The following is a 20,125-nucleotide window of genomic DNA, read 5'->3' as shown; positions in this document are numbered from 1 at the left end:
AGAGTGATGTCTAAAACAAATATGCTCTCTGATTATGAGCGTTCTTTGCTTTTGCCTTATTTTGATGATAAATATTATCTACAATTATATCCGGATCTTGCTGGCTGTACAATGTCTCTTTTGGAGCATTATCATATGCATGGCTGGCGTGAGGGACGTAATCCTAATGCGCGTTTCAACACTATTTATTATTTAAGATGCCATCCTGATATCGCCCAGGCTCAAATAAATCCATTATTGCATTATGCAATGGCGGGGATATCTGAGGGGCGGAGTGTCATCAGGCGATTGGATGCTTGGCGTCATCGTCTTGAAATGCCTCGTGACGAGAAGCTGGGGGTATTCAGAATTCTGAAAGGTTCAGTAATCCAGACATTTGCATTGCAGGAACAGATTATAAAGAAACTTTGCAATGCAGAATTAGTTATTTCAGTTAGTCATGATGACTATGCCACTAATACTGGTGGTATTCAAAATGTCGTTTATGATGAACAACGCGCTGCTAATGAGAGAGGGTGGCATTATCTACATTTGTCACCAGCCTATCATGTGCCACGCTTGGCTGAGCCTGTACAGGCACATTCTTTCGAGGTTGGAGTCAGGCTTGATGGAGAATTTATTGGACTGACTTTGATGGATTCAATCATCCATCTTGTTGGTGAGTTACGGAACAAAGTTAATATTTTATCTGTGGTTATTCACCACATGATGTCTCATTGCCCGGAACTGCTTGCTAAGCTTGTACAAGTATCAGGCTGTAAAGTGCCAATTGTATGGGCGCATGACTTTTTTTACAGTTGCCCAAGCTATACGCTGCTGAGAAATGATGTCGTTTTTTGTGGTGGCCCACCAGTGACATCCACGGCATGCCATATTTGTCGATATGGTGAGGAGCGTCCCTCTCATATGGTAAGGATAAAGAATTTTTTCGATACTATAAAACCAGTTTTGCTGGCGCCATCGCAATCTGCTCTGGAGACACTACAAAAAGCGGTGCAACTGCCAACCAGTGCGTCTGTGGATGTGCCGATTGGAAAACTGGTTGTTGGTCCTTCTCTTCATCGTCGTGGGCTCGGCAGGCCAGGTCAGCCGTTACGTATAGCACACATCGGCGGGCGACAGTTTCATAAAGGGTGGCCACATTTCGAAGAACTGGCAATCCAATTCCAAAATGATAAGCGTTATGAGTTTTTCCAGTTGGGTCATCCTGATGGTCCAGCTCTTCCAAAATGTATTAATAATATCCCTGTCAGTGTTACCTGTAATGCTCGTAACAGAATGGTGGAGGCTATTAGTGAACATTCGATAGATGTGGCTCTGGTTTGGTCTTTTTGGCCGGAAACGTTCTGTTTTACAGCTTATGAAGCCCTTGCTGGGGGTGCTTTTCTCATTACTCATGACGGATCTGGGAATGTGCCAAAAATTGTTGAACAGTATCCGGAGCATGGGGTAGTTCTGCACGATTTTGCTGAACTGCAGTCTTTTTTGGCCGGAGATAAATTGACCAGTTTAGTTGGACAATCGAATAGAATTCGTGGCGCAATCGTTACGGGAAGTAATACTGTTGGATGGATTTTAAAAAATGTCTTCGTTTTTGACCATCATTCTACTTCATTTGTAGAGGAAAATGTGTCTTGACGCAGGTACATTGTTTTACAAGTGCATCATTTTCATATCTTGATCGCGTACGCGTACTTGGGGAGACGCTGAAACGCTATCATCCTGATTGGAAGTTTTGGCTCTGCCTGTCGGATCAGGAACCTGAAGGATTTATGTTCGACCTTGCATCTGAGCCCATTGATGGCGTTGTCCGTATTGAAGAGCTCGGAATACCAAGCCCTCAATCTTGGATATTTGAGCATGATATTGTCGAATTATGTACGGCTGTTAAAGGTCTGATGCTGGTCCGTCTTCTAGATGGCGGTGCTGACAAGGTCGTTTACCTTGATCCTGATATTGCAATCTTTTCTGATCTGCAGCCAATTGTCGATTGGCTGGATACATATGATATTTTATTGACGCCTCATCAGCTTTTGCCTGATACAAAAAAGGAGGCGGTTATTGATAATGAAATTGCTTCACTAGCTTACGGAATTTACAATCTCGGTTTTGTATCAGTCGCTAACCGTGATGAAGGATATCGTTTTGCCCAATGGTGGCGTGACCGTCTGCTTGATTTCTGTTTTGATGATGTCCCACGTGGGCTATTTACTGATCAGAAATGGTGTGACCATGTTCCTGCCTTTTTTGATAAAGTACATATCATTAAGGATTCAGGTTATAACGTAGCAAGCTGGAATTTGAATCAGAGGCCATTGGTTCTGAATAGTGCTGGAGATCTATTGGCTGGCAATCAGCTATTAAGATTTTTCCATTTTACCAAGGTTACTTGGGTGGGAGAGCAGATGCTCGAACGCTATGCCAATGATCGCATCGAGGTTTTTGAACTGATGGCATGGTATAAAAATCTTCTCAAAAAGCATAAAGTGGTGGGACTACCCGGTCGCTGGTGGGCGTTTGATTCTTATCAAAGTGGAAACAAAATAGCTAAAGAACACCGGATTTTATATCGAAACAAGCCAGATTTGCGCGCCATGTATCCTCAGCCATTTATGTCAGGCCCTGGCTCGTTTGAGGCTTATTTGGAAACGCTGTCTGATTGAATAATGCGAGGTGGGACAGACGCTGATTTATGTCTCACCTTTTTATTTCTTGATTGCAAATTTTGTTTGTCGAAGGCAGACTAAATATTATATTTTCAGAGTTATCTATAAGGGTCGACTTTGGTAAGGTAGTTCTGCACGTAATCCCGTACGCCTTCTTCCAGCGTGTAAAAATCCCGTGTGTAACCAGCCGCCCGAAGCTTGTGCATGGATGCTTCCGTGAAATACTGGTACTGATCACGGATGGAAGCTGGCATATCGATGAACTCGATGGATGTCGTTTTCCCGGCAGCCTGTCCGACGGCCATCATCAGATCCCGGAAGGAACGGGCTTTCCCGGTTCCCAGATTGAACAATCCGCTCACATGTCGGTTCTGAAGCAACCAGCTCGCGACGGAAGCGCAGTCCTTGACATAGATGAAGTCACGCAGCTGTTCTCCGTCCGCGAATTCGGGCCGGTGGGATTTGAACAGGCGGATCGCCTGACCATTCAGGATGGACGGTGTATTTTTGGCCACCAGACTCATCATGTCTTTCTTGTGATATTCGTTGGGGCCGTAGACATTGAAAAACTTCAGACCGGCCCATTGCGGGGGAGCGTCATGGCGACGTGCCCTTTCCAGCGCCCATTTGTCGAAAGCATGTTTGGACCAGCCATAAAGATTGAGCGGATGCAGGCTGTCGAGGTCCGCATCGCTGTCGTTATCGACAAAGCCATGGCTGCCATCGCCATAGGTCGCGGCGGATGAAGCGTAAATGAAAGGCGTTCTGGTGGCGGTGCACCAGTTCCACAGACGGCATGACAGGCGGAAATTGGAGCGGATGATCTCATCACCATCTGTGGCGGTGGTTGATGAATTGGCCCCCATATGCACAACGGCATCAGCGCCGTTCAAACCATCCAGAAAGCCGTTGACTTCTTCCGGAAAGACAAAATCAGCGAAGCGCCGCTTGGCAATATTATGCCATTTGCGTTCGGTGCCGAGCCAGTCAATGATAACGATATCGGTAAGGCCTGCCTCATTCAGTTCGGCCGCGATGTTTGAGCCGATAAAACCTGCTCCGCCGGTCAAAATAATCAAGGCCGTCACTTCCTGGCATAATGAGAGAAAAGTAACAGGGAGGAGCAGAGCGGTCCTCCTGCATCGCTATGCCACCCTGTCGATGCGGGCCGCACGCGCACACGCTTGGGATGCGTATATTTCATCAAGCGTGTCCTGACATGATGCAGCCTTTCTGCTCTCCGGGCGTTAGAGCATTTCTTTAGCATCAATAGAACGTTTGCCACTATCCCCGCCCCCCGATAAGCCATCTTTTGAGTGATGATAAAAATTTAGACGATCCTGTGATCACTTGACGAACAAATAGGGAACATTTAGCGTATCGCCATGGCCCGGATTACCTTGCAGGACAAGCTCGCCATTTTGTCGGATGCCGCGAAATATGATGCGTCCTGCGCATCCAGTGGCCGTGGCAGGCGCAATGAAGGTGGGGAGGGTGCTGATCCTACGATGGGTCGCGGTATCTGCCATGCTTACACACCGGATGGGCGGTGTATCTCCCTGCTCAAGATATTACTGACCAATTTCTGCATTTTCGACTGCTCCTACTGCATCAACCGGGTCACCTCGAATGTGGAGCGGGCACGATTCTCGGTGGAGGAAGTGGTTACGCTGACGCTGGAATTCTTCCGCCGGAACTATATCGAAGGATTGTTCCTGTCCTCCGGCATTATTCAGTCCCCCGACCATACGATGGCGGAGATGGTGCGGATTGCCCGCACCCTGCGGCTGGATCACGGATTTCGGGGGTATATTCATCTCAAGACCATTCCCGACGCCAATCCAGACCTGATCAGGGAGGCCGGGTTATGGGCGGATCGCCTCTCGATCAATATCGAGCTTCCACAGGATGAAAGCGTCCGGGTGCTGGCGCCGGAAAAGCGGCCGGAGACTATTCGCAGTGCCATGGCGCTGGTGCGGCTGGAAGGGGAGGCGGCGCAAGATAAAACCCTTTCCGGGCGGAAGGCGGCGCGTTTTGCTCCGGCGGGGCAGAGCACCCAGATGATCGTGGGCGCGGATGGAGCCGATGATACGACCATTCTCTCCACCTCCTCGCGCCTTTACACGGGGTATCAGTTGCGGCGGGTGTATTATTCAGCCTTTTCTCCTATTCCCGATGCATCTCCGGCCCTGCCTCTGGTGCGACCGCCTCTTTTGAGGGAGCATCGTCTGTATCAGGCGGACTGGTTGCTACGCTTTTACGGGTTCAGCGTAGAGGAAATCGCTACCGGCACACAGGGCGGCTATCTTGATCTGGAGCTGGACCCGAAACTGGCCTGGGCGCTGCGAAACCGTGCGGATTTTCCCCTTGATGTCAATCGTGCCAGCCGGGAGATGCTGTTGCGGGTACCAGGATTCGGTGCGCGCACGGTGGACCGGATTCTCGCCGCGCGCAGCCTGCACCGGCTGCGTTTCGAGGATGTGGCCCGGCTGGGGGCGGTGATGAAAAAAGCGCAGCCCTTCATTGTGCTGCCTGGCTGGAATCCGCGTGGCCTGACGGACAGTGCGTTGCTACGCGCCCGTTTCGCACCTGCTCCAAAGCAGCCGAAACTGCTGTGACCTACACGGTTCGTCTGCCTGCCACGTCGTGTTTCGCTGCATGGAGGCGGGCGGCGCAACGTGCGATCAGCCACGATATACCGCCAGAGGATATAGACTGGTCAGGGGCGGAAACCCTGTTCGGCTTTACCGCCTTGCCGGAGGAGAAGGGACCGCGCCGTGTTGCCGTACCGCCTGTCTTCCTCAGCCTTGCGGAAACGGTCATCTGGCACCGGGGAAATGATCGCGGTGGGCTGCTGTATCAGGCTTTATGGAGGATCAGCCGGGGTGATCTCGCGGCCTTGTCCCCAGCCGATGGGCTGGGGCGCACGCTGACGCTGATGGCATCGGCGGTCAAGCGTGACATTCACAAAATGCACGCTTTTGTGCGTTTCCGGGAGATAGCGGGAGAGCACACAAGACGCCGCTTCGTGGCATGGTTCGAGCCGGAACATCATACCCTTGAGCCTGCCAGCCCGTTTTTCGTCCAGCGCTTTGCGGATATGGACTGGACGATCGCCACCCCTGATCTCTCGGCGCATTTTACGGAGGGAGTGTTGCGGTTTGGCTCCGGCATGCCTCGCCCGGATCTGCCGGAGGATGCATCGGCGGCTTTGTGGGACACGTATTTCGCCAATATCTTTAATCCAGCGCGCATTAAATTGTCTGCAATGCGGTCGGAGATGCCGAAGAAATACTGGCGCAACCTGCCGGAGACGCGGCTGATCCCGGATATGCTGGCCGATGCGGAGGCGCGGGTGCAGCGCATGCATGAGGCGGGGACGACAGCGCCACGTCCCGGTGCCGCCGCGATTTCGGCTCGTTACCGAGCCTCTATGCCGGTCGCCACGGAGGCGCCGCCTGAGACTCTGGATGAGGCGAGGCAGGCGGCCCTGCAATGCCGTCGTTGTTCCTTGTGCGAGGCAGCGACCCGGACGGTGTGGGGCGAGGGCCAGGCCGACGCTTCATTGATGATCGTAGGGGAGCAGCCGGGCGACCGGGAGGATCTGGAGGGACGGCCTTTCGTCGGCCCGGCCGGGCAGGTGTTGCGTGACCTGATGGGCAAGGTCGGCATGGCGGAGGAGAAAGTCTGGCTGACCAATGCGGTCAAGCACTTCAAATTCCTCCCCCGTGGTCGGCACCGTCTGCATCAGAGTCCAGACCGAAAAGAGATAGAGGCATGCCGCTGGTGGCTCGATCTGGAGCTATCGCTGATCCGTCCACGTTTGACGCTGGCCCTGGGCGCGTCCGCGGCTTTTGCATTGACCGGTAACCGGGCTGCCATGACAAGACGGCGAGGCATGGTGGAGCAGGGGCTTCACGGCGGCCCCGTCCTGATCTCCTGGCATCCATCCTTCATTTTGCGCTTGCCCAACCCGCAGGAGAGCGAAAAGGCCAGGCGGGAACTGGAACAGGATCTCCGTACCGCGTGGCAGATGAGGGAGGCCGAGGATATAACCCCTCCAACTGGAGGGTCATGGTAATATGGCGTTCGTCCGACTGAAGGCAGATTAATCGGAACGCAGTTTTCACGGCCGGCAGGTCGTGCTGGAGCCGGCGCAGGGATTTCACGATCTCGCCATGGATATGCTGTTCGCGCCCTCGTTGCATGTCGTGCAGCTATATTTTGACCACGAAGCCGCCCATGAGACATCAGGTGCAAACGTCTCAACGTGCTGGCGGCGTTGATTGAGCAGTACGAGGCAAAGGCATGGTCGGTTGAGCCACCACCCGATCCGGTGAATACGCTACGTAAGCGCATCAAGGAGGCGGCCTATTGCGCCCGTGCCTTGCTAGGGAAAAACAAGGGCATCAGGCTGCTCAAGGCATCTTATAGAAGATGCTACTGGTGACTGGAGCCAGCGATGCAGCCATACAGGTTCGGGCAGAATGCGCGGCCAGACCCATTTCTGAGCAGAAGGCCGCGTCGTTTCATGCCATCTGACGCTGGGCCAGGCCGGTGAAAACACCCCCGGCCGCAATCAGTGACTGGTAATTGCCCTGCTCAACCAGACGGCCATCGGCGAAGACAAGGATTACATCCGCTTCCTTGATCGTGCTCAGCCTGTGCGCAATCACGACACGTGTGACCCGGAGGGTGGACAGCGTGTTCATGACATGGGCCTGGGTTATATTGTCCAGTGCGCTAGTTGCCTCATCGAGCATCATGATCCGTGGATGACGCGCTATGGCACGGGCCAGCAGAAGACGCTGTTTCTGACCGCCGGATAATGTCTGGCCGCTGTCATCTACATAGGTATGAAGTCCCATCGGCATGGCATCGATATCATCTGCCAGTCCGGCAAGGCTGGCGGCCTCCCATGCTTCTTCATGGCTCATCGGTACCGCACCGGCTATATTATTATAAATACTGCCGGTTTCAATTCTGCTTTGCTGCAACACAACACCAAGCTGCCGCCGGACGGCGCCTGTATCCAGATCTTTCAGATCATACCCATCGAACAGAACGGAACCGCTGCCCGGCTGATCGAAACCAAGCAGCAGACGCATGAGAGTAGATTTTCCCGAGCCGGACGGGCCGACAATCGCAACAAAAGTCCCCGCCTTGATCTTGAGCGATATATCTCTCAGCGCAACCATCCCGTTGGGATAGGTAAAGGTCACATGATCCAGTGCGATATCACCGTGCAACTGGCCGGGCTGCACACGCCCGCCGGCGTTTTCCTGCGGCTCTGCCAGGATCGGCAAGCTTCTTTCCCATAGCGGGACCACCGACATGATCGAGGAGATGATGCCAACCAGAGACAGCACAGCAGAAACAAACTGCCCTGAAATGCCGGAATACGTGACATAATCACCGAATGACATCTTGGCGGCACCAAAGCCGACCAGAGCAATCAACGCCGCCATGACCAGAATGTTCCAGCCGACGCCAAAAGCCGCCAGCCCATTGCCCACTATATCCACCCGATAATGAATGGCCTGATCCCGGGCGAAAAGCTTCATCCAGCGCGCCAGAAAACGGTTTTCCGCCGCGGCGACGCGTAATTTCGATATGCCCTGAAAAATCTGCACTGTTAACGTCTGCATGGCGCCCCTGTTCGCCAGGGCCTGACGTTGCATGGTCGTATTGAACATTGCCGAGAGTAAAAGAAGCCCTATCTCGACAAGGCAGATCACGATCGTCAGCAGAATAGGCGCCATGCCATAGCTGAAAAGAACAGCAAGATTAAAAACCGAGAAAATAACACTGATCAGAATTGTAATCGTGGAAATACCGATCGTGCGGTGGATTTCATTGATCGCATCCGCACGCATGGAAAGATCACCGGCACCGAAACGCTGGAAAAAGCTTGCAGGTAGCCGCAGCAGATGATTCCATAATGCCATATCCATGGACGAGCTGAGCACCGTTTCCATTCTGAGCACGGCAAGGCTGCGCACAAGCTCGAAACTGACCATCCCCAGCGAGACCCCCAGCATTGCCAGAACAAACTGAAGAATCTCGCTTTTTACCCCTTCCGGGATAACCTGCTGCACCAGCATGCCCGATAAAAAGGGAGAAGCCATTCCCATCAGGCTGACCAGAAGGCTGATGATTCCGACCAGTATCAGTTCGTGTTTGGCCAGGCTGAGGACAAAGCGGATAATGGTATAAAGTGGTTTTTTATCTTTGAGACCAAAGGGTCTATAGACCACGTATCCATAAGAAAGAACCGTGGCAGCCATTTCGGCCGTCACGGTCTGCCATTTTTTCTGTTCCTGATCAGCATGCACGGAAGTCCATTTTTTTCTGCCTGCTATCAGCGCAACAGGCTGACCATCCTGAAAATATCCGATCATGTTTTCGCCGGGATGGCGCCACCAGTCGGGACGAAGCCGAATACGGCGTATGCTCAACCCGCAATAAGCCGCCAGTGCCTTCAGGATACCTTCTTCGTCAAATCCTGTTATCTTCTCGACGACCCGGCCGAACTCCGGCGGCAAGGCAACACCCATATCCTCCGCAACAGCCTTCAAAGCCACGGCAAGCGGCAGATCTGTCTCCGATACCACTGGTACGGGCCGCTTCCCGGGCGTCAGAGCGGCCAATCCTTCAGAAATCATCCTGGCATCCTCATCCGCGGAAACCGACAGGCGGCGGACAAAGAAATCCTGATTTTCCTGATCCTGCCGGTTCAGACAGGCCAGCAGCGCCTGATGGAATATCTCCAGCAATGCAAGCAGATGTCCGTGCATCGCCATCGTCAGACTGTTACTGAAAACGATCAGGCTGTCTTTTTCAGTCACGAACGGCAGCAGGCTCAAACACGGCAAGGCTGCGTTATGCGGGGACTCCAGAGACTGCAATGCCGTTGCAATGGCACCGTCCCTGACCTGGCACCACAGCACCCTGTCTGCCGGAGGCGCAAAAACAGACCCGGACGGAACAAGATGCTCTCCGGCAGGCATATCAGCGTTCAGACCAGCGGAATCCGGTTGCCACGGTTCCGCATGCCCGAAATCATGATTTGAGAGATCCGGTAAACCACCCAGAAGGCGATATAGCCATGTATCGACGGTCTCCGCCAATATTCCAGGCTGCATGGCCAGAATGTGCAACGCTTTCTTTTCAGCCGATGTGCCGGTATCCAGTAATATAACCAAACGTATCCCGGCTGATGAAAGGCCGAATACAACGTCCCCGTCCTGTAACCGGGCGATAAAGCGTCTGGTTCCGGCCTGATGGGAAGCCTCCCAGAACAGGGCGGCCTCCCCCCCCTGTATTATGTACGCATGATGTTCAGCACAAATAACCTGCTGCTTGACTTCAAAACGAACCATCGTGGGACTGCCGGTTTAAAATAAAATACTATTATTCGACACGGATAAGCTCTGCATACGGCCCATCCACCGCCATCAGCACCTCATGCCTGCCGCGCTGAACAACCTGCCCATGATCCAGAACAATAATCTCGTCACAGTCGCGAATGGTGCTGAGCCTGTGTGATACCATCAGGATCGTGATACCCCTGCGGCGGAGATTGTCCAGAACCGACAATTCGGTCGCGGTATCCAGCGCAGATGTCGCCTCATCCAGAATCAGAATAGCGGGATTGGTCGCCAGCGCCCGTGCCAGTTCAAGGCGCTGTCGCTGCCCACCTGAAAAATTCGTGCCATCCTCGGCAATAACCGCTTCGTACTGCCCTTTCCGCCGACCGATATCATCGTGGATACAGGCATCCTTGGCAGCACACACAATCGCTTCGTCATTCAGGGAGGGATCCCACAATGAGATATTCTCCCGCACCGTGCCTTCAAACAGAACGACATTCTGTTCAACAAAACTGAGGGAGCCAGCGATAACGCGTCGTGGAATGTCACCGGCATCGACACCATCGAACATGACACGACCCTCAGATGGCGACAGAAGACCGGCCAGAATCCTGGAGATGGTTGATTTCCCGCTGCCTGATGCGCCCACCAGCGCAACCCATGATCCCGATGGCATATCCAGATTGAAATCGGATATCAGAGGCCGATCGGCACTGTAGGAAAAGCTGATGCCATGCAGCGTGATCCGGCCGGACAACCTTCCATGTTCACTCAGCCAGCTACTGTTGCCTTCGATTTTTTCAACAATGGCCGGGGCATGGCGCATGGTATCCTGCACACGATCAAGATCACCACGCAATTCCTGCAGGCCGCCAATGGCCCCGACCAATGTCTGAACCGGCGTATGAAAGGCTTGCAGAACCGAAAGAAACGCAATCAGCGTCCCGATCGTCATATCGCCGCCCATAACCTTGGCGGCTCCCCATCCGAGCAGCCCGGCATAAGAAAGGCTTTTGATGACCTGCGGCACAAGCGTCATATAGACCGTCAGACGCTCGAGGCTCAGCATCATATTGAGAAGTTGAGCCTGTGCACCGGCAATTTTCGCAAAAAAATCGCTTTCGGACCCGGATGCCTTGATGGTTTCGATAGACTGGATACCTCCCAGGGCAACAGTCATATAGCGTGAGCGCTGAAGTGTTGCGCGCCGCACGCCATCCACACGCATCACCGTCACAAGATAGAGTGCTATAAGATCGACAGCCGACAGCAGGAAACATCCCAGTGCCATCGGCACATCGTACAGCATCATGATCAGGGCGCTTGTAATGGCACCCATGATGCTGAAAACGGCTGAGGAAATGGTCACGACAGCACTGTGGGACAAATGCTGTGCTGCATCCACCCGACAGGCGATATCCCCTGTATGTCGCTGCACAAAAAAATTGATCGGCAGACGCAGCAGATGCCCCATGAGCTGAATGGCCGATTCCGTGCCCATCTGCCGCTGGAGTTTGGTCAGAACCATCCCATGCAGCCATGACAGCACCGAAGACATCAGCGCCGACACCAGCAGCGCCAGCAAAAGTGGCCTCAACCATGAGGTTGCATGTTGAACCAGCACATTATCGGCAAATATCTTGCCCGCCGCGGGCAGGAAAATAGGTGGCAGCAGATTGCAGACCGCGATGATTGCCAGAAAACCGAGTGCTGCCCTGGTTCTGCCACGCGGCAGCAATGCCCGTAACAGGCTGACGCGCATGCCACCGGGTTTAAACGCTTCCGTCGGTTCGAATGTAAGCAGAACTCCCGTGAAGGCGGCATCAAAACTCTCAGCATCGATCGAACGCCTGCCAAAGGCTGGATCGTTGATGATGACCCTGTTTTTTTTGACCCCTTCAACGACGACGAAGTGATTCAGCTCCCAGAAAGCGATCGCAGGCAGACGGTGCTGGGCCAGGGCCTCCGGCTCCACACGCCACCCTGACGCTTTCAGCCCGAGACGGCGCGCACCACGCAATATAGAAGCTGCGGACGTGCCATCCTTGGAAACATGGCAGACTTCCCTCAACGTCTCCAAAGGTATCCATAAACCATAATAGGCCAGGATCATCCCCAGAGAAGCCGCTCCGCATTCGGCGGCCTCCATCTGCAGAATGGTCGGCACGCGACGATGACGCGTCGGACGAAGCCGGGACTGCACTGCCTGGTCCGCTTCGGCATTCACATTGCTGGAATCGGTGTTCATCTGGAGCAGCCTTTTTACAAGCCGGTCCAGCGACGCAAGGCAGGAATCACCAGGGAAATAGGAGGCGCCTGACGAACGGTGACATCAGCGACCACCATCTGGCCACTGCTCAGTGAAATGGTCGTACCCCGTGTCGATGTCCAGGTATAAGGATTGTGCCGCACATCATCCTCATCCTCATCATCGTCAGGAACGGGTTCAGAAGGGGCCAGCTCCAGCGTGGCCCTGACCTCAAAAGGCGTTCCTTCTTTCGCCATCATGCGAGCGAGTTCAGGATTGCCAAGATGCTCGCTGATTTCAGCCTGCCCTTCGGGATGAGGAGAAATGGAGACAACTTTTCCGATCAGCATCCCATACTCCTCGCGGGGGGCCGTCGTTGGAGAAATTCTGACCTGCATGCCCGGCTCGATACGTTTTCCAAGATCACCCGGGACAAAAAACAGCACTTCCAGTTTGCTCTCGCCCGTTTCCAGCGTGATGATCCGCTGTCCTGCAGCGACCAGAGCATTTTTCGTCACAGGCACGAGTGCCACCAGCCCAGCCTGGGGAGCGCGGATCTCATCTGCCAGCTTCCGGGCCAGCTTGGCCTGTTCCAACTGCCCTTGCAGCTCAAGAAGCTGCCGGTGGATAGACTCCAGTTCCAGATCCCGCTGCCCTTCCAGCGATAAAAGAACACTGTCCAGAGACGCAAGATCGGCTCTGGTATGGGACAGTGCCTCCCGCGATGCAAAAAGACGCTCTCTGGCCTCATGAACACGGTCTATTGTGCCGGCGCCGTTGTTGAACAGATATTCCCGGTTTGAAAGGGTGACGGCTGCCTCTGCAATACGGCGCTCTGTCAACCCCGCGGATTCCTGAAGCTCATCCCGCCTGCGTTGCTGCGCACGTGTCTCCACAGCAATTCTCTGGACATAACGCTTTGATATGGAGTCCTGTTGGGTTTCTATCTGGGCAATGCGGCTCTGCAGATCCTGTATCCGGGCATCTTCCTCCGGCGTTGCAAGGGATGCGACCAGATCATGCGCCTTAATCTTACGCCCCTGCGCAACAACTTCATCAATCCATCCGGCTTTCGGTGCGTTGATGCCGATGAACATACCATCGGTGCGCACAAGAATACCGCGCCCCTGCACTGTTTCCCGGTATCGTGAGATGCAGGACCACAGGATGATCGAGACACAGAAGGCCAGGCAGAGCAATCCCACCAACCAATCGACCGGCCCCACGACACGCAAAGGAACCTGAAAATCTTCAGGTTTGTCGAGCTGCTTCAGAGATTGCTGACGGAACAGTCCCCTGCGACGATTGCGGACAGGCCGGGAGGAAGATTGGCTTGCCACCATAAAATACCTAATTCCTTAAAGAAATGAATGATGCCAATACACACGATTTTTAGCAAAAAACTGTCTGAAATGCACAAGCACGGCATGCAACGCTGCATGCCGTGCTCGTTTCAAATAACATGCCCGATTAAACGAACCCTTCAACCAGTATCATGTCATCCACAAAAATTACGACCACCTAATGATGATCTTACCTTTTTTTCGTAACTTCATATTCTTTCTGGCCATCATGGCGATAGACCTTGAGGATATTACCAGAACTGTCTTTCACAACGCGCTGGGTGCTTGTCTCACGCGAAGCGGAAAAATTTCCCGCATTCCCGCTGGCTTTCTGCTCGACCCACTGCATTTTCCCGGCGTCGCCCCTTTGCCAGGAACCACCACCGTTAACACCCTCCAGATCCGCATCGGAAATGGCTTCGTTGTTCTGGTTCAGTTTGTCAGTCATGGTCTATGCTTTCCTGAATTTAAAAATAGATGACACACTCTTAAGCGGTAAAAATGTTATGAATTTTTACCGGCTACCTTCTCTGCAGCAACCTCGATCCCGGCCTTGGCAATCGTCTTGATTGCTTTTTTTGTAACAGCGGTTCTAAATCGACAGCTATTGGCGGCTTCCAGTTCCTCTTCGGAAATGGCTTCGTTATTCTGCTTCAGTGCCTCAGGCATTGTGGCCACTTTCCTGAAGTTTACAGATACAAGACAAAACCACCCTCTTATCAAAATCAGTGTATGACTGGATGGCCAACCATCCTTATGCCATAGCGGCATAGTGCCTCTGATTCTCATTTTTGAGAAGTGACAAATTTTTAAACGAATTTTATATTAATTTTGGAAAATATCATAAATAAATACCAATTTTCAGAAATAAAAAAATGTTTTTTTGATTTTTAAAATAAAATAAATGAAATAATTTTCTATAAAACAATAGAATACAACGGATAAGATATTTTTATTTTTATTTAAAAAAACAAAATCAATTTTTATTCCAATATTATGGGCTGTCGCAGTTTTTTTATGTACACTACACTATTCATTGCGGATCCATTACAATGACAATTTTATGTCAGGCATCTATTACGGCCGCGTTATCTCATCGCCTGCCACACAGGCATCATTAACGCAAAAGCGTCAGAAATACGTGTATGGGGTTTTCAAAAACAGTTTGGGATATGTCCGGATTTCATTACCATTTGTACATGCGCGCCGGGCCGCCGCATGTCACGGGCAATCCTGCATTGTAGAATCCCACTTTCAGCCATATGCCAGACTGGTACTGGGCTTTATGCTGTCTCGGCGGCAAAAACGAAATTGGTATCATACCCCAGCTGGCTGTGCAGGCGCACAGGATAAGCCATCACCGCCTCGACCTTGTGAATGGTCGGGGTCGGGGGCAGCAGGCGGTTGGTGCGGCGTATTATGCCTCGGTTGCGGCCGGCAAGCCGATCATTGATCCGGCATCCCGTGCGGCGGCTATGGCAGCAGGCGTGGAGTATCTGCAAAAACATGTCGCCCCGGCGGTGCTGGTGTCGGCTGGCGCGAAAACCGATGCCGCACTTGCATCGGCTGTGGAAGCCGGTCTTGGCCAACTGCTGACGCGTGATCCGTCGATGACTGTCGGTGCGGCTGGGACTGCTGCCACGACCCACTGACCGCCATCACCAATCTGGACGAAAGAGGCCGGGGTATGTCCCCGGCTTTTTTGTGCGCGCAGGATGGTGATTTCGCGAATCAATGAATCGGCGTTAGAAATTGGTCCCGGTTTTTATCTCAAACGGATAATTCTGGTCCCGGATTAGTCCCGGGATTGCCCGGGTAGATAAAGTTTATCTTGGTATCTTATGGTTTGATAAAGCGCCATTTTAACAAGAGATAACAAGGCTTTTGGCACTTTATGGCGTCATCTGGAAGATGCGACTGGCGGAGAGAGTGGGATTCGAACCCACGGTACGCTTTCACGCACACACGCTTTCCAAGCGTGCGCCTTAAGCCGCTCGGCCATCTCTCCGGATGCCAGAGTGGGGTGCTATTACCTACCCTGACGGGGGAATGCAAGGGGGTCAGTTATCCATTTTCAGGGCGGCGAGGAAGGCCGATTGCGGAATCTCCACCTTGCCGAACTGGCGCATGCGTTTTTTGCCCTCTTTCTGCTTTTCCAGCAGCTTCCGCTTGCGGCTGATGTCGCCGCCATAGCACTTCGCGGTCACGTCCTTGCTTAGCGCGCCCAGCGTCTCGCGGGCGATGATGCGGCTGCCGATGGCGGCCTGAATGGCGATCTTGAACAGCTGCCGGGGAATCAATTCCTTCAGCTTGGCGCAGATTTGCCGCCCACGGTTTTCCGCCGCACTCCGATGCGCGATGAAGCTCAGCGCATCCACCGCCTCCGCATTCACCAGAATCGAGATGCGGACCAGATCGCTCTCCTCATACCCGTCCATCTGGTAATCGAAGCTGGCATAGCCACGGCTGACTGATTTCAGGCGGTCGTAGAAATCGAACACCACCTCGTTCAGCGGCAACCGATATACCGCCATTGCCCGGTTGCCGACATAGGTCAGGTCAACCTGTTGACCGCGACGCTCACTGCACAGGGTCAGGATCGCGCCCAGATAATCGTCCGGCACCATGATCGTGGCCTTGATCCATGGTTCCTCGATTTTCTCGATCACGCTGCCATCCGGCATGTCGGCCGGGTTGTGCAGTTCCAGATGCTCGCCATTGGTTTTGTGGAGCTTGTACACCACCGATGGCGCGGTCGCGATCAGGTCGAGGTCGAATTCGCGGCTCAGTCTTTCCTGAATGATCTCCAGATGCAGCAGCCCGAGGAAGCCGCAACGGAACCCGAAACCCAGCGCGGCAGAGGTCTCGGCCTCGAAATGGAAGCTGGCATCGTTCAGGCGCAGCTTGCCGAGACTGTCGCGCAGCTTTTCGAAATCATCGGCGTCGATTGGATACAGGCCGCACCACACCACCGGAATGGAGGGTTTGAAGCCTGCGAGCGGCTCGGCCGCCGGCACGCGGTCATCGGTGATGGTATCACCGACATTGGTATCGGCCACGGTTTTGATGGCGGCGTTGATATAGCCCATCTCCCCCGGATGGAGCGTCTCCACCGGCGTCATACGCGGGCTGAATACGCCCACCTGATCCACGGTGTAGGTCGCGCCGGTAGACATCATGCGGATTTTCTGGCCACGCCGCAGCACGCCATCCTTCACTCGCACCAGAATGATGACACCCAGATAGGCATCGTACCAGCTATCGACCAGCAGCGCCTTCAATTCGCTATTGGCATTGCCTTTCGGCGCAGGCAGGCGGGTGACCAGCGCCTCCAGCACCGTATCCACGCCGAGGCCGGTCTTGGCTGAGATCATCAGCGCGTCGGAGGCATCGAGGCCGATTACATCCTCGATCTGTTTTTTCACCCGGTCCGGCTCGGCGGCGGGGAGATCGACCTTGTTCAGCACCGGCACGATTTCGTGGTTGGCATCGATCGCCTGATACACATTGGCGAGCGTCTGAGCTTCCACCCCCTGACTGGCATCCACCACCAGCAGAGAGCCTTCACAGGCTGCCAGAGACCGGCTGACCTCATAAGCGAAATCGACATGGCCCGGCGTGTCCATCAGGTTCAGCGCATAGACCAGCCCGTCCTTGGCGCGGTAGGTCAGGCGCACGGTCTGTGCCTTGATGGTGATGCCGCGCTCCCGCTCCAGCTCCATATTATCCAGGACCTGGTTGGTCATTTCGCGGTCCGACAACGCGCCGGTCAACTGGATCAGGCGGTCGGCAAGGGTCGATTTCCCATGGTCGATATGGGCGATGATCGAGAAATTGCGGATACGGTCGATGGGAATGTCGGTCATGGACGCCTGATACGCAAAAAAACCCCTCCCGCGAAGCCCTGATATGGCCTTTCCGCCCGGTGATTTTTGAGGGGGAGCATGTGTTGAAAACAAAAAGCCCCGCCGGATCATCCCGGCGAGGCTTTCTGGGCAACAAAGCTTGTACCATCCGTGCGGGCGGCTGGTTTTTAACGCAGTGTGGCTCCGACTGCTTTTCCGGCGGCAGCGACGATTTTGGCGCTGATTGCCTCGATCTCCGCATCGGTCAGGGAGCGTTCCAGCGGTTGCAGGGTCACTTCCACCCCCAGCGAGATCATCCCCTCCGGCAGTTTGTCGCCATCATAGACATCGAACAGCGATACGCGGGTGATCAGTGTGCGATCCGCCCCCCGAATGGCCCGCAGCAGGGCGTCGGCCGAGGTGCCGCGTTGGGCCAGAAACGCGAAATCGCGCGTCAGAGGCTGGAAAGGCGGCAGGGTCGGTGCGGCGCGGCGGCGGCGTTTCGGTTCAGGCACCGCCTCCAGAAGCAGCTCGAAGGCGATGGTGGGAGAGGGCAGGTCCATCGCTTCGATCAGGCTCGGATGCAATTCCCCAAACGTGCCGAGCACGGTTTTCGGCCCCTGCCGCACCACACCGGAGCGGCCCGGATGGTACCAGCCAGGCGCATCGGCGGTGACGGAGAGACTGTCCATCGGCACGCCCAATGCCGAAAGAAGGCTGAACAGATAGCCCTTCGCATCCATCGCATCCAGTGAACGGGCCGGTTCCAGCCAGTGCCGAGGCGTCATCCCGCTGAGGATGGCGGCCGCAACCTGACTTTGCCCGTTGGCGGAGAAGGCAGGCCCTACCTCGAACAGCGCCGCTTCCGGCAGGCCGCGGGCTGCGTTGCGAGCCAGCGCCAGCGCCAGCGTTGCCACCGGTGTCGGACGCAACTGATCAAGATCTGAGGCAATGGGATTGAGCAGGCGGAGGCTTTCCTCTGTACCACCGAACCGGGCGGCGACCTCATGCGCCACGAAGCTGAACGTGACGCATTCCATCAGGCCGGATGCGGCCAGTTCGCGCCGGGCCAGCGCCGCGCGGGTCTGGCGCGGCGACAATGAGGCAGCCGGTACGGCATGATCCACCGGCAGCGAGCAGGCCGGGATCGCATCCATACCGCGCAGGCGCAGCACTTCCTCGATCAGTTCGGCTTCCGGCTCGGCTTCGGCGGCGGCCTCCGCCAGTGTGGCAGCGCGCGCGGCATCGCATGTCGAGGGTAGGTCGAGCGGTGAGCGGACCGCCATATCATTACGCCAGGACGGGACCGAGACCGTCACATGCTCCGCATTTCGGGACAGGATGCCGAAACCAAGACGTTCCAAAGCCTCGACGGCTTCATCCGGAGGCACCGCCAGGCCGCCGAGTTCCTCCAGCCGGGCAAAACGCAGCGTGGCGTCGCGCTGCCAGGAGGGTTCCACTCCGGCGCTGGTGATGGCGCTGGCCTCCCCTCCGCACAGGCTCAGGATCATGGCGGTGGCTGCTTCCAGAGCGGCAGGCAGCAGGGCCTGATCGACACCACGCTCGAAGCGCTGCCGCGCATCGGTGCTGATCTGGTGATGCCGTCCGCTGCGGGCGATCCGTACCGGATCGAACAGGGCGCACTCGATAAAGACATCGGTGGTGGTCTCGGTGCAGCCGGTGCGCTCGCCGCCGGTGATGCCGGCCAGAGACTCTACGCCCGTTGCATCGGCGATCACGCAATCTTCCGCCGTGACGGTGATATCCTTGCCATTCAGGGTTCGGAAACTCTCGCCCGCGCCGCGCCGAACGGTAAGCGTATCCCCCTGCACCCGTGCGACATCGAATACATGAAGTGGGCGACCCAGATCGAAGCAGATGTAATTGGTGATGTCGACAAGCGTGTTGATAGGACGCAGCCCGATGGCTTTCAGCCGTGCTGCCAGCCAGTCCGGACTCGGGCCGTTGCGTACACCGCGTATCGTGCGGCCAAGGATGAACGGGCAGGCTTCATGATCCTCGATCCTCCAGCAAATAGCAGAGGGGACAGAGGCTGCGACCGGAACCGGCTGGAACGGCTTCAGCGTGCCGATGCCGGCAGCGGCCAGATCGCGGGCGATGCCGCGCACGCCCAGTGCATCGCCCCGATTGGGCGTGACGCTGATCTCGATCACCGGATCATCCAGGCCGGCCAGCATTGCATAGGGGGTGCCGAGCGGCAGATCGGGCGACAATTCGATGATGCCGTCATGCTCATCGCCGAGGCCAAGCTCCCGCGCCGAGCACATCATGCCCATGCTGGCCACGCTACGGATTTCGCCTTCCTTGATGACCATACCATTGGTGGGGACGACTGCTCCGGGGGTTGCCAGCACCACGCCAATCCCGGCACGGGCATTGGGCGCGCCGCAGACGACCTGAATCGTGCCGCGCTCCGTACCGGTTTCTACCTGACAGACGCGCAGCCGATCAGCATTGGGATGCTGCTCCGCGCTGACGATGCGGGCGATGTTGAATCCGGTCAGGGCGGCGGCACGATCCTCGATGCCTTCAAGTTCCAGCCCGATGACCGTCAGGGTCTCGGCAATACGGGACAGAGAGGCATCGGTATCCAGATGGTCCTTAAGCCAGGACAGGGTGAATTTCATGG

Annotated in this window: 14 protein-coding genes and 1 tRNA gene; 6 read left to right on the top strand and 9 right to left on the bottom strand. The window is 55.0% G+C overall.

Annotation, left to right across the window (positions count from 1 at the left end; translation table 11 throughout):
• The first annotated feature begins 6 nt into the window (after nucleotides 1-6).
• Together GbCGDNIH6_RS12580 and GbCGDNIH6_RS07745 are read left to right on the top strand one after the other, a co-directional pair.
• Nucleotides 7-1,638, top strand: coding sequence for a glycosyltransferase family protein (locus GbCGDNIH6_RS12580; RefSeq protein WP_198355732.1), 1,632 nt, complete (start codon nucleotides 7-9; stop codon nucleotides 1,636-1,638).
• The gene (locus GbCGDNIH6_RS07745) at nucleotides 1,635-2,663 is read left to right on the top strand and encodes a hypothetical protein (protein WP_072563458.1); all 1,029 of its coding nucleotides are present in this window, start codon (nucleotides 1,635-1,637) and stop codon (nucleotides 2,661-2,663) included. Before GbCGDNIH6_RS12580 ends, GbCGDNIH6_RS07745 begins: the two co-directional genes overlap by 4 nt.
• A gap of 101 nt (nucleotides 2,664-2,764) precedes the next feature.
• Here the strand turns inward: GbCGDNIH6_RS07745 and rfaD are convergent, their stop codons facing one another.
• A complete protein-coding gene (gene rfaD, locus GbCGDNIH6_RS07740; RefSeq protein ID WP_072564455.1) occupies nucleotides 2,765-3,745 on the bottom strand; it encodes an ADP-glyceromanno-heptose 6-epimerase in 981 nt (326 codons plus the stop codon).
• 306 nt (nucleotides 3,746-4,051) lie between these two features.
• On the opposite strand from rfaD, the gene GbCGDNIH6_RS07735 reads away from it, so the two are divergent.
• The 3 genes from GbCGDNIH6_RS07735 to GbCGDNIH6_RS12415 all read left to right on the top strand — a co-directional run bounded on the left by GbCGDNIH6_RS07735 (nucleotide 4,052) and on the right by GbCGDNIH6_RS12415 (nucleotide 7,116).
• Complete coding sequence (locus GbCGDNIH6_RS07735) at nucleotides 4,052-5,284, top strand: putative DNA modification/repair radical SAM protein (protein ID WP_095413400.1); 1,233 nt, start codon at nucleotides 4,052-4,054, stop codon at nucleotides 5,282-5,284.
• On the top strand, nucleotides 5,281-6,747 hold the full coding sequence (locus GbCGDNIH6_RS07730; RefSeq protein WP_072563457.1) for a UdgX family uracil-DNA binding protein: 1,467 nt from the start codon (nucleotides 5,281-5,283) through the stop codon (nucleotides 6,745-6,747). Before GbCGDNIH6_RS07735 ends, GbCGDNIH6_RS07730 begins: the two co-directional genes overlap by 4 nt.
• Nucleotides 6,748-6,936: 189 nt before the next feature.
• Nucleotides 6,937-7,116 (top strand): hypothetical protein, encoded by a 180-nt coding sequence (locus GbCGDNIH6_RS12415; protein ID WP_157692368.1) that lies wholly within the window; start codon nucleotides 6,937-6,939, stop codon nucleotides 7,114-7,116.
• Nucleotides 7,117-7,195: 79 nt separating this feature from the next.
• Here GbCGDNIH6_RS12415 and GbCGDNIH6_RS07725 read toward each other — a convergent pair whose 3' ends face one another.
• From GbCGDNIH6_RS07725 to GbCGDNIH6_RS12410, 5 genes are all read right to left on the bottom strand, one after another.
• Nucleotides 7,196-10,048 (bottom strand): NHLP bacteriocin export ABC transporter permease/ATPase subunit, encoded by a 2,853-nt coding sequence (locus tag GbCGDNIH6_RS07725; RefSeq protein ID WP_072563456.1) that lies wholly within the window; start codon nucleotides 10,046-10,048, stop codon nucleotides 7,196-7,198.
• A gap of 31 nt (nucleotides 10,049-10,079) precedes the next feature.
• Nucleotides 10,080-12,287 (bottom strand): NHLP family bacteriocin export ABC transporter peptidase/permease/ATPase subunit, encoded by a 2,208-nt coding sequence (locus GbCGDNIH6_RS07720; RefSeq protein ID WP_072563455.1) that lies wholly within the window; start codon nucleotides 12,285-12,287, stop codon nucleotides 10,080-10,082.
• A 14-nt stretch (nucleotides 12,288-12,301) separates the two neighbouring features.
• Nucleotides 12,302-13,630, bottom strand: coding sequence for an NHLP bacteriocin system secretion protein (locus tag GbCGDNIH6_RS07715; RefSeq protein ID WP_072563454.1), 1,329 nt, complete (start codon nucleotides 13,628-13,630; stop codon nucleotides 12,302-12,304).
• 190 nt (nucleotides 13,631-13,820) lie between these two features.
• The gene (locus GbCGDNIH6_RS07710) at nucleotides 13,821-14,078 is read right to left on the bottom strand and encodes a hypothetical protein (protein ID WP_072563453.1); all 258 of its coding nucleotides are present in this window, start codon (nucleotides 14,076-14,078) and stop codon (nucleotides 13,821-13,823) included.
• Between the two features lie 56 nt (nucleotides 14,079-14,134).
• Nucleotides 14,135-14,299: a hypothetical protein gene (locus tag GbCGDNIH6_RS12410; RefSeq protein WP_157692367.1), complete on the bottom strand. Its 165-nt coding sequence runs from the start codon at nucleotides 14,297-14,299 to the stop codon at nucleotides 14,135-14,137.
• 593 nt (nucleotides 14,300-14,892) lie between these two features.
• Here GbCGDNIH6_RS12410 and GbCGDNIH6_RS12405 point away from each other — a divergent pair.
• A complete protein-coding gene (locus GbCGDNIH6_RS12405; protein ID WP_157692366.1) occupies nucleotides 14,893-15,282 on the top strand; it encodes a hypothetical protein in 390 nt (129 codons plus the stop codon).
• Nucleotides 15,283-15,548: 266 nt separating this feature from the next.
• On the opposite strand, the gene GbCGDNIH6_RS07700 is transcribed toward GbCGDNIH6_RS12405, so the two are convergent.
• From GbCGDNIH6_RS07700 to pheT, 3 genes are all read right to left on the bottom strand, one after another.
• Nucleotides 15,549-15,638 (bottom strand) — tRNA-Ser (locus GbCGDNIH6_RS07700).
• 52 nt (nucleotides 15,639-15,690) lie between these two features.
• Nucleotides 15,691-17,496 carry a translation elongation factor 4 gene (gene lepA / locus GbCGDNIH6_RS07695; RefSeq protein WP_072563451.1) on the bottom strand — a complete coding sequence of 602 codons (1,806 nt, stop codon included), beginning with the start codon at nucleotides 17,494-17,496 and terminating at the stop codon, nucleotides 15,691-15,693.
• Nucleotides 17,497-17,663: 167 nt separating this feature from the next.
• Nucleotides 17,664-20,123 carry a phenylalanine--tRNA ligase subunit beta gene (pheT, locus tag GbCGDNIH6_RS07690; RefSeq protein ID WP_072563450.1) on the bottom strand — a complete coding sequence of 820 codons (2,460 nt, stop codon included), beginning with the start codon at nucleotides 20,121-20,123 and terminating at the stop codon, nucleotides 17,664-17,666.
• Between the last annotated feature and the right edge of the window lie 2 nt (nucleotides 20,124-20,125).

The organism is Granulibacter bethesdensis, assembly GCF_001889525.1.
In the GTDB taxonomy this organism is placed as follows: domain Bacteria; phylum Pseudomonadota; class Alphaproteobacteria; order Acetobacterales; family Acetobacteraceae; genus Granulibacter; species Granulibacter bethesdensis_C.
The sequence above is the reverse complement of the archived record's forward strand: the minus strand, read 5'-3'. Positions and strand labels throughout refer to the sequence as shown.

Coding starts and splice junctions, on each gene's coding strand:
- GbCGDNIH6_RS07725 (WP_072563456.1), bottom strand. CDS start 10,048: ATGGTTCGTTTTGAAGTCAAGCAGCAGGTTATTTGTGCTGAACATCAT.
- pheT (WP_072563450.1), bottom strand. CDS start 20,123: ATGAAATTCACCCTGTCCTGGCTTAAGGACCATCTGGATACCGATGCC.
- GbCGDNIH6_RS12405 (WP_157692366.1), top strand. CDS start 14,893: ATGCCAGACTGGTACTGGGCTTTATGCTGTCTCGGCGGCAAAAACGAA.
- GbCGDNIH6_RS12410 (WP_157692367.1), bottom strand. CDS start 14,299: ATGCCTGAGGCACTGAAGCAGAATAACGAAGCCATTTCCGAAGAGGAA.
- GbCGDNIH6_RS12580 (WP_198355732.1), top strand. CDS start 7: ATGTCTAAAACAAATATGCTCTCTGATTATGAGCGTTCTTTGCTTTTG.
- GbCGDNIH6_RS07735 (WP_095413400.1), top strand. CDS start 4,052: ATGGCCCGGATTACCTTGCAGGACAAGCTCGCCATTTTGTCGGATGCC.
- lepA (WP_072563451.1), bottom strand. CDS start 17,496: ATGACCGACATTCCCATCGACCGTATCCGCAATTTCTCGATCATCGCC.
- GbCGDNIH6_RS07720 (WP_072563455.1), bottom strand. CDS start 12,287: ATGAACACCGATTCCAGCAATGTGAATGCCGAAGCGGACCAGGCAGTG.
- GbCGDNIH6_RS07710 (WP_072563453.1), bottom strand. CDS start 14,078: ATGACTGACAAACTGAACCAGAACAACGAAGCCATTTCCGATGCGGAT.
- GbCGDNIH6_RS07715 (WP_072563454.1), bottom strand. CDS start 13,630: ATGGTGGCAAGCCAATCTTCCTCCCGGCCTGTCCGCAATCGTCGCAGG.